This window comes from Curtobacterium sp. APC 4022, from assembly GCF_030407555.1.
In the GTDB taxonomy this organism is placed as follows: domain Bacteria; phylum Actinomycetota; class Actinomycetes; order Actinomycetales; family Microbacteriaceae; genus Curtobacterium.
Genome location: NZ_JASDDD010000001.1, coordinates 1 through 8,909 on the forward strand (window position 1 = coordinate 1; position 8,909 = coordinate 8,909).

An 8,909-nucleotide genomic window follows, 5' to 3' on the forward strand; every position below is an offset into this window, starting at 1 on the left:
CCTTGGAGACCCCCTTGCGAACCCGAACCCGGACCCGGCCCCGGTCCTCCACCCGGCCCCGGTCCACACCGGTCCTGACGGTGATCGGTCTGCTCGCGACCGCCGCCGTGGTCAGCCTGAGCGGCTGCGCGGCATCGTCCAGCGCCACCGAACCGACCACGAGCCCGAACGGCGGTGCGCACTTCCCGGTCACGATCGAGAACTGCGGCACCCCGGTCACGATCACCGCGGCCCCGCGCCGCATCGTGCTCGTCAACAACGACGAACTCCCGAACCTCGAGGCGCTCCATGCCGTCGACCGGATCGTCGGCATCACCGCACCGCTCGCCCCGGACCTGTACGCGGAGCAGACCTACCGCGACCTCGCCCGCCTGCACGTGCTGTCCACGAAGCAGACATCGACCGGCGGGTCCGTCGTGTCGCAGGAGGGCCTCCTCGGAGCGAAGCCCGACCTGGTGATCGCCCCCGCGAACGCCGTCGACCGGGACGCACTGCAGGCCGCCGGCATCCCGCTCTACACACCCTCGGCGTACTGCACGGACCCCGGCCCGGAGCTGAGCCGCACGGCGACGTTCGGGCGGGTGTGGAGCGAGCTGCGGACGCTCGGCACGGTCCTCGGGCAGCAGGCCCTGGCCGAGGACGCCGTCCAGGCCGGACGCAGCACCCTGGCGGAACAGTCCGCCAGCACCGACCGTGGGACCGCTGCTGCCCTGTACGTGTCGTCCGGCGGGGGCGTCCTCTCGCCCTACGGCGGCCCGAGCATGGTGACGCCGGTGTTCCACGCGGTCGGGCTGCACAACGTGTACGCGGATGCGAAGCAGCGGGTCTTCGACGCCAACGTGGAGGACATCATCTCCCGCGACCCGTCGACGATCGTGTTGCTCTACTCGAGCGGGACGGCGCAGGACACCATCGAGAGCTTCCGCACGGCACCCGGCGTCTCCGGACTCTCCGCGGTCCGACACCACCGGGTCGTCGCGCTCCGCTTCCCGTTCACCGACCCGCCCTCGACCCTGTCGGTGGCCGGGCCGGCCGAGCTCGCCCGGCAGCTCGACGCGCTCGGGTGATCGAGGCGCACGCCGTCACCGTCCGTGCCGGGCGCCGGGTGCTGCTCGACGGTGTCGACCTCAGTGCGCCGACCGGCTCCGTGACGGGGATCGTCGGGCCCAACGGCAGCGGCAAGACGACGCTGCTCCGCGCACTGCTCCGGGCCGTGCCGGTCGACGGCGGCCGTGTGGAGATCGACGGGCAGGACGTCCGACACCGCTCGCGCCGGTGGATCGCCCAGCGCGTCGCGAGCGTGGCGCAGCGGCTCGACCCGGACCCGGCGCTCACCGTGGCGGACGAGGTCGCGCTCGGCGGCCTCGCCCGAGCCGGGTTGCTGGACCGCGGAGGCACGGGATCCGAGCAGGTCGCCGCAGCCCTGGACGCGGTCGCGCTGGCACACCGAGCCGGTGATCCGTTGGCCGCGCTGTCGGGCGGCGAACTGCAGCGGGTCGGTCTCGCACGCGCGATCGCCCACGGAGCCGAGCACGTCCTCCTCGACGAACCGACCAACCACCTCGACCTGCGGCACCGGCTCGAGGTCCTCGAACTCCTGCCGCGCATCGCACCGACGGTCGTCGTCGTCCTGCACGACCTCGAGGTCGCCGCACGCGTCTGCGACCACCTGGTCGTCCTCGCTGCGGGGCGCGTCGTCGGTGCCGGGCCGCCCGCCGATGTCCTCCGCCCCGCGCTCCTGGACGCCGTGTACGACGTCCACACCACCCGCCGGGACGACCCCGACGGCGACCTCCACCCCACGTTCCGCCTGCCCACCCCACCGGCCACCTCCTCGGCCCCTCCGGAAGGACCCACCAGATGACCGACACCACGACCACCACCCCGACGGCCACCCCGGACGACACGGCGCGCGCACGCGACCTGGCGAACCGGTGGGACACCCAGCAGACCGCCTACATCCGACACCGGGCCGAACGCTTCGCCACGATCGCCCGCGTGGTCGCAGCCGTCTGCGCGGACACGTCCGCCCCGCGGGTCCTCGACCTGGCGGGTGGCACCGGCTCGCTCGCGGAAGCAGTGCTCGCCGCCGTTCCCGGCGCCACAGCCGTCGTCGCCGACAAGGACCCGGCCCTCCTCGCGATCGCCGCGGATCTCGCCGCCGCCGACCCTCGGCTCGTGATCGCCGAGGTCGACCTCGCCGACCCGCACTGGGCCGAACACCCGGCCATCGCCGACGCGCCGTTCGACGCCGTCGTCAGCTCCACCGCTCTGCACTGGCTCCAGCCGGGGACGCTCGTCGACGTCCTCCGACGCACCGCGGACCTCCTGCGCCCCGGCGGCGTCCTGCTCAACGGCGACCACCTGTCGTACCAGCGGGACGAGAGCACCATGGCTGCCATCGCCGCGGACGACGACGCGGCGACCCAGCGCGAGGGGTTCGCGAGCGGCGCGGACACGTGGGACGCCTGGTGGGCCGCGGTGGCGGAGACGCCCCGCTACGCCGAGGCCCTCGCTCGACGCGACACCGTGTGGGGCGCGGAACTGCACGAGGCACCGCCGAAGGTGACGCTCGGGTTCCACGTCGAGTCGCTCCGCAGTGCGGGTTTCGCAGAGGTCGGCACGGTCTGGCAGTACCTCGACGACCGCGTCGTGTACGGCGTCCGCTGATGGTCGAGGCGCGAGATGATGGGGTGTGATCTCGCGCCTCGACCTCCCCACCACCGTCCCCACCCGGAGTGCGGTGGTGGTGATCCGTCGCGCGACGCTCGACGACCTCGGGACGGTCCTGCGCCTCCTGACCGACGACCCGATCAGCGCCGCGCGCGACGGTGCGTCCGGTGCGTCCGGTGCGTCCGGTGCGTCCGGAACGTTCGGCCGGGAGGCGCTCCTCGCGCACTCGGAAGCGTTCCGGCAGATCGCGGCGGACCCCGGCAACGACCTCGTCGTCGCGGAGGACGCGGACGGCGTCGTCGTCGGCACCCTGCAGCTCACGCTGATCCCCGGACTGTCGCGTCGGGGGAGCGCGCGCCTGCTCGTCGAATCCGTCCGGGTCGCGAGCGAGCAGCGTTCGGCCGGGGTCGGTACGGCACTGATGCGCTGGGTCACCGACCAGGCGGCGCCGGCGCTCGCCGTGTCACTCGTGCAGCTGACCTCGGACGCCGCTCGGGTCGACGCCCACCGGTTCTACGAGCGACTCGGCTTCGTCGGCAGCCACGTCGGCTTCAAGTACGCGGTCGAGGGACCGGGGAACGACGCCTGACGACGACCGTCGTGTCGGGGGCATCGCCATCTTCCGCGGAGTGGTCACGGTGGCGGCTCAGCCGCGCAGCTGAGCCGCTGCGTGCTCGAGCTGCTCGGTCGCTGCTGGACCCCAACCGTTGGGGTCATCGCCCGGGGGTACGAGGGCCAGGGAGTACCAACACACCAGGACCGGCCACCAAAGAAGTTCCTCGTTCGTCAGAGCGTGGACCGCTTGGTACCCGTCGAGGAACTGCTCCCGCACGGATGCATCAACGGGCCCCCAGTCCCGGAAGAGCGTGCCGAGCATGACCGCTGATCGAGCGAGTTCCACGATGCGATGGTCACGTCGGAGTTCCTCGAAGTCGAGGACGCCGACGACCTCGGTGCCGGTGCACAGGATGTTCGCGGCGCGGTAGTCGCCGTGCACGATCTGCACGGGAGGGAGATCCGGTGGCATCCGATCGAGTAGCTGCCTGAAGACGTCGCGGGCCTGAGGGGACAGCGTTGACGGCTCAGAGGCGAGCCAGCCCGAGATCTGCGTGGTGAGCGGTGCCGGCGGGGACAGGACCGCGTGGTGCACGTCGCTCACGGGGCTCGAGCGCAACGCGTCGTGCAGTCGAGCGAGCGTCGCCCCCGCAGCACGGACCTGATCGGTGTCCTCGACATCGAGGTGTGCACCTTCGATGACGTGTTGCAGACCCATCGAGATGCCGCCGTCCGTTACCTGCACCCCACCCGCGAGCGTCGTCACCGGAGCAGACACCGGCAATCCCTGTGCTCCGAGCTGGGCAGTGAGTTCGGCTGCGAGTGCGAGCCGTGGGAACCGGTCGGGGACGACCGACCACTTGAGCAGGAGACGTTGGTCGGCTGTGCGCATCCATGCGAGGGCGTTGCCGTCGCTGATCACCACGCGCTCCGGCGGACCGACACGAACAGCCCAGTGACGTTCGACCGCTGCGGTCACCCAGTCGCCCGCCGCCTCGGTGTCCGCGAAGCCGAAACGGTTCCGCAGCACCTCGTCCGGGTCGTCCTGCTCCCACAACATCTCGATCGTCATCGATCCCCCTGCATCAACCGTCGTGTGTCGTGCGCGGTGCCCGACGTCCCTGCCGATCTTGCCCCACCGGCTCCGTGGGCCTCACTTCGCTGCGGGCGAGGTCTGGGGTCATCAACAGCGGCGCTCGAAGGGCTGGGGCTATCGAGCCGCCGGGAAGCGCCAGTCGTCGGGGTACGAGTGCGGAACGGCGACGACTTGATCGCCGTCACGGTAGACGATCCGTCCCGGCGCACGGGTGGTGAGCTGTACCCAAGGGACGTCGTAGCGGTCGAGGAGATCGAGGTACGGGACGGTCAGGGCGAGGAGTTCGACGGCGTCTGCCGCGAACCACGCTCGTGCTCCTGGGTTGCGGGTCTGGTCGTAGCAGTGAGGATCGACGGTCGTCGGATCGACGTGCGCCGCGGTCGTACGTCGGTTCGCCTCCTGGTGCCATCGGACGTCCTCAGGCGTCAGCAACCCGTTGTGGCGCAGGCCGTTGGCGAGTGCGAACACGCCAGGGAAGTGACCGTTCCGGTTGGGTACCGCGCTCTGGTACCGCACGAACTCGACCATGAAGCGAGCGTACGGCTCCACTGAGTCCGCTCACCAGGGACTGATCCGCGTTCGGGCAGCGATCGCTGCGTTCAGCCGGTTGGTTTCTGCTGCGCGCGACACGTGGTCCTTGCGCTCGAGGAGCGGGATCAGGGTCTCGATCGTCGACAGGAGGTCGGCTGGGTCACCGATCCTGCTTCGGCGCGGAACGTCGAGGTCAGAGGCGAGTTGGGCTGTCGTGCTCGAAGGGCGGGCTTCCGAGGTCGAGGGTCCAGGTGACGAAGGGCCTTCCAGCGACGCCGGGCCTGATCCGCGTGGTCGGTCGCCAGCGTCGGTGCGAGTAGAAGCTCTTGGCCCGGTCGTTCCCGTCCCACACCTCGAGCTCGGCGGTACCCGCGGGAGCGACTTCGGTGAACCGGTCGTAGAGCGCACTGCCGATACCGGAACCGAACCAGTCAGGGTCGACGTAGAGGCTCGACAGCTTGACAGGCGAGTCGTCATGATCTGCGAACTGGGCGGCGACGAAGCCGGTCAGTTGTCGGTTCTGCACAGCGACCACGCACCAGGTGTCGGTCCGGGTCAACGTGTCGACCCACATCGGGGACCGATCGCGAGCTGCGTCGACCGGATCGAGAGCATCTGCGTAGTACGCCTCACGGGATCGTTTGTGCACCCGCGCGATCTGCAGGGCGTCACCTGGTACCGCGTCGCGAACCTCGAGTGTCATCGCGCCAGTCAACCGGAACGCGGATGCCGGGTGGTGGAAACCGGTCCGCGCACATGTCGTCGTCACGGTGGACGATCCGTCTCGGCCCGCCACCGCCTTTCTCGGCGTCCTGGAAGCCGGGTCTCGTCAGGCCAGGATCGTGAGGAGCCGGTTCCCGAAGAGTGCTGCGTACCGTCCCTGCCGCCGCAGGATGTGCTGCACGTGGTCGGCGGTCCGAGGGAGCCGTTGAGCGAAACGGTCGAAACCGGAGAGGACCAGCACGAGGCCGGTCTCGGATGCGTCCCACCCGTACTCCGCCTCGGCCACGTCCGACATGCAGTCGTCGAGCGCGTCCAGGTTCTGCCCGAAGTGGCGCGGGAACTGGAGGCCCTTCGCGAAGTCCAGGTGCATCTGCTCGTCGTCACCCCACGCCCCGGCGTCCATCTCGACGACCCGGTAGCCCTCGCGTCGAAGCCACGTCTCGGCGTTGCGCAACACGGCAGCGTCTCGAAGCTCGCGGACGAAGCCGTCGCGAGCGATCTCGAAGTCCAGCCTGTTGCCGAGGACATCGTCAGTGGAGAATGCCGGCACGCTCGCACCCTAGTGCGAGACGAGGTCAGGACAGCGGCAATGCTGATGACGGCGATCGAGCGTTCCGGGAACGACGCCTGCAGATGAACGCCACACCGATGATCCCGAGCGCGAGTTCCACAGCCCACACGACGTCGTTCGTCGGGGTCCGACCACCACTGAACGCGACTCCGAACGCCGCGACCGGTTCGAGGACGAACAGCGTGGGCAGGCAGAGCGTGAGCCACCAGAGGTCCGACCGGCGACTGAGTGAGGCGATGCAGCCGACCACCGCTCCTGCCACGGCTCCCGTGGTGCAGAACAGCAGGTAGTTCGCGGCGACGTGGACCGACAGGGAGTGCGTGCGGACCTCGAGTGCCGCGTAGAAGGCCACCAGGCTGACGACGGCGAGCACCGCGCCCACCAGGGCACCGCGTGCGGGCGACCGGACCGCGCGACCGCCGACGAACGGGACCACGAGCCACGGCGCCGCGAGGTTGCCGAGCACGTACCGCAGCGCGTCCGTGCCGTCCCCCTTGAGTACCTGGAACCCCACGCCGACCACGGCAGCGGCGAGCACCAGCGCGGTCAGCCGGGGAACCACGGAGCGCCCCGAGATCACCCGGAGGTCTGTCACGAGCCGCCCCCCGCGAACCCGTCGAGCGCCGCCGTCAGCGCCGCACTCCCGCCGGGCCCGCCGTGCCCCTCGTCCTCGACGATGGTCAGCGTGCTCGCCGGCAACCCGCGGTGCACGCGCCAGGCCGTGACGGCGGGTCCGCTGATGTCCCGCCGTCCGTGCACGAGGGCCGTCGGGACGTGCGCGATCCGGTCCAGACGTGCGAGCACGGCCTGGTCGCCCGGCAGGAACCCGTCGTTCGCCCAGTAGCGCGTGACGAGGGTGGCGAAGCCCTCGCGCAGCTCCGGACCCAGGTGGCCGCGCTCGCGGAGCGCGGGGTCGTCGAGGGAGACGTGGACGTTCTCCCACCGGTCCCAGGCCTGCGCGGCGTTCGCACGGGCCTCCCGGTCGGCGCCCGCCAGGCGACGCGCGTACGCGTCGACCACGCGCTCACCCGGGAGGCGCTGGCTGGCCTGCTCGAACGCCTCCCACTCCGCCGGGAACACGCGTCCCACACCTTCGGTGATCCAGTCGACCTCGTCGCGGCTCGTCGTCGTGACGGCCATGAGGGCCAGCGCTCGGACAAGTGCGGGGTGCTGCTGCGCGTACGCGAGGGCGAGCGTCGTTCCCCACGAGATCCCGGCGACGACCCAGGCCTCGATGCCCAGGTGCTGCCGGACGGCCTCGATGTCGGCGATCAGCCGCTGGGTGGTGTGGGCGGCGAGCTGCTCGCGGGACTCCGTGACGAGGAGGCGGCTCCGCCCACTGCCGCGCTGGTCGATGCCGATCAGGCGGTACCGGGTGGGGTCGAAGTGCGTCCGGTACCAGCCGCTGCCGAGCGAGCCGCCGGGGCCGCCGTGCAGCCAGAGGGCGGGGATGCCGTCGGGGGCGCCGGACTCCTCCCAGTACAGGGATGTGCCGTCGCCGACGTCGAGCATCCCGGAGGCGGTGGGTCCGGTCCTCGGGTAGGCCATGGCTCGACGGTAGCGGGCGGATCAGCCGTACAGGGCCTCGGTCGGCCCGTGGCGCGGAACGCGCTGCGCCCGGCCGTACCGTCGGGGGTCGCCAGCATGATCAGGGGGTGTTCATCCCCACCAGAGCTGCCGGCCTCGACGCCCTCGACGAGTTCGTCCCCCGCGCCGGCCGTGACTACGCCCGCGACCGGAACGCGGACCTCGGCGCATCGCGGGACAACGTCTCGGGGCTGTCGCCGTACGTGCGCCACCGCCTGGTGACCGAGCACGAGGTCGTCGCAGCCGTCCTCGACCGCCACAGCCTGCCCGCCGCCGAGAAGTTCGTGCAGGAGGTCTTCTGGCGGACCTACTGGAAGGGCTGGCTCGAGCAGAACCCCGAGGTGTGGCGCCGGTACCGGCGTGCGGTCGACGAGTTCGCGACCGGGACCCTGCCGACCGGCTACGAGGACGCGGTGCACGGCCGGACCGGCATCGACGCGATGGACGCCTGGGCACGGGAGCTCATCGACACGGGCTACCTGCACAACCACACGCGCATGTGGTTCGCGAGCATCTGGGTCTTCACCCTCGGCCTGCCGTGGCAGCTCGGCGCCGACTTCTTCCACAGGCACCTGCTCGACGGTGACGCCGCTTCCAACACGCTGTCCTGGCGGTGGGTGGCAGGGCTCCAGACCCGCGGCAAGACCTACCTGGCGACGGCGTCGAACATCGCGCGGTACACGGACGGGCGGTTCTCGCCGACCGGACTCGCGACGACGGCCCGGGCGCTCGCCGAGGAGCCGCTGCCACCACACACACCGATCGAGTCCGACGACGTCGTGGGCGTGATCGGCGACCGGGTCGGTCTGCTGCTGCACGAGGAGGACCTCGAGGCATCGAGCCTGCTCGCCGAGCACCCCCAGCTGACCGCGCCCGTGGCGACAGCAGTCGCCGCGGACCCCGGCGCACGGTCCCCGTTCGCGGTCTCGGACCTCGTCGAGGCCTTCACGGCCACCGCCGTCGACGACGCCGCCGGCCGGACGCCGGACGCCACCGGCCGTCCGGCGCAGGTGCTGGCCGACACGCTGCCGTCGACGGTCCTGCGGTGGGCGGAGTCCGAGCAGCTCGACACCGTGGTCGTGCCGTACGCACCGGTCGGGCCGGTCCACGAACGGCTCGCGGTGCTGCGTCCCGCCCTCGCGGCGGAGGGGGTCGCCCTCGTCACCGTCCGTC

The 8,909-nt window shown here is 71.3% G+C and carries 11 protein-coding genes; 5 read left to right on the plus strand and 6 right to left on the minus strand.

What is annotated here, in order from left to right:
• Positions 1-80 precede the first annotated feature (80 nt).
• From QL987_RS00005 to QL987_RS00020, 4 genes are read left to right on the plus strand one after another with little or no spacing between them, the layout of a single operon-like run.
• Positions 81-1,067 carry an ABC transporter substrate-binding protein gene (locus QL987_RS00005; protein ID WP_290155519.1) on the plus strand — a complete coding sequence of 329 codons (987 nt, stop codon included), beginning with the start codon at positions 81-83 and terminating at the stop codon, positions 1,065-1,067.
• Complete coding sequence (locus tag QL987_RS00010; protein WP_290155521.1) at positions 1,064-1,864, plus strand: ABC transporter ATP-binding protein; 801 nt, start codon at positions 1,064-1,066, stop codon at positions 1,862-1,864. The genes QL987_RS00005 and QL987_RS00010 overlap by 4 nt, the downstream gene beginning before the upstream one ends.
• Entirely contained in the window at positions 1,861-2,670 is an 810-nt protein-coding gene (locus QL987_RS00015; protein WP_290155523.1) for a class I SAM-dependent methyltransferase, read from the plus strand. Before QL987_RS00010 ends, QL987_RS00015 begins: the two co-directional genes overlap by 4 nt.
• A 25-nt stretch (positions 2,671-2,695) precedes the next feature.
• Complete coding sequence (locus QL987_RS00020) at positions 2,696-3,262, plus strand: GNAT family N-acetyltransferase (protein WP_290155525.1); 567 nt, start codon at positions 2,696-2,698, stop codon at positions 3,260-3,262.
• Between the two features lie 57 nt (positions 3,263-3,319).
• On the opposite strand, the gene QL987_RS00025 is transcribed toward QL987_RS00020, so the two are convergent.
• The 6 genes from QL987_RS00025 to QL987_RS00050 form a co-directional block, all read right to left on the minus strand.
• Positions 3,320-4,300, minus strand: coding sequence for a phosphotransferase (locus QL987_RS00025; protein ID WP_290155527.1), 981 nt, complete (start codon positions 4,298-4,300; stop codon positions 3,320-3,322).
• Positions 4,301-4,438: 138 nt separating this feature from the next.
• Positions 4,439-4,852: a hypothetical protein gene (locus QL987_RS00030; RefSeq protein WP_290155529.1), complete on the minus strand. Its 414-nt coding sequence runs from the start codon at positions 4,850-4,852 to the stop codon at positions 4,439-4,441.
• A gap of 196 nt (positions 4,853-5,048) precedes the next feature.
• Positions 5,049-5,558, minus strand: a complete 510-nt coding sequence (locus QL987_RS00035) for a GNAT family N-acetyltransferase (RefSeq protein ID WP_356839052.1) — start codon at positions 5,556-5,558, stop codon at positions 5,049-5,051.
• 126 nt (positions 5,559-5,684) lie between these two features.
• The gene (locus QL987_RS00040) at positions 5,685-6,128 is read right to left on the minus strand and encodes a barstar family protein (RefSeq protein WP_290155532.1); all 444 of its coding nucleotides are present in this window, start codon (positions 6,126-6,128) and stop codon (positions 5,685-5,687) included.
• A 25-nt stretch (positions 6,129-6,153) separates the two neighbouring features.
• Positions 6,154-6,744, minus strand: coding sequence for a DUF6518 family protein (locus QL987_RS00045; protein ID WP_290155534.1), 591 nt, complete (start codon positions 6,742-6,744; stop codon positions 6,154-6,156).
• The gene (locus QL987_RS00050; protein ID WP_290155536.1) at positions 6,741-7,697 is read right to left on the minus strand and encodes an alpha/beta fold hydrolase; all 957 of its coding nucleotides are present in this window, start codon (positions 7,695-7,697) and stop codon (positions 6,741-6,743) included. Before QL987_RS00050 ends, QL987_RS00045 begins: the two co-directional genes overlap by 4 nt.
• A 107-nt stretch (positions 7,698-7,804) precedes the next feature.
• Here QL987_RS00050 and QL987_RS00055 point away from each other — a divergent pair.
• On the plus strand, positions 7,805-8,909 hold a 1,105-nt coding region (locus tag QL987_RS00055), incomplete at its 3' end, for an FAD-binding domain-containing protein (RefSeq protein ID WP_290155538.1).

Coding starts and splice junctions, on each gene's coding strand:
- QL987_RS00050 (WP_290155536.1), bottom strand. CDS start 7,697: ATGGCCTACCCGAGGACCGGACCCACCGCCTCCGGGATGCTCGACGTC.
- QL987_RS00030 (WP_290155529.1), bottom strand. CDS start 4,852: ATGGTCGAGTTCGTGCGGTACCAGAGCGCGGTACCCAACCGGAACGGT.
- QL987_RS00025 (WP_290155527.1), bottom strand. CDS start 4,300: ATGACGATCGAGATGTTGTGGGAGCAGGACGACCCGGACGAGGTGCTG.
- QL987_RS00035 (WP_356839052.1), bottom strand. CDS start 5,558: ATGACACTCGAGGTTCGCGACGCGGTACCAGGTGACGCCCTGCAGATC.
- QL987_RS00015 (WP_290155523.1), top strand. CDS start 1,861: ATGACCGACACCACGACCACCACCCCGACGGCCACCCCGGACGACACG.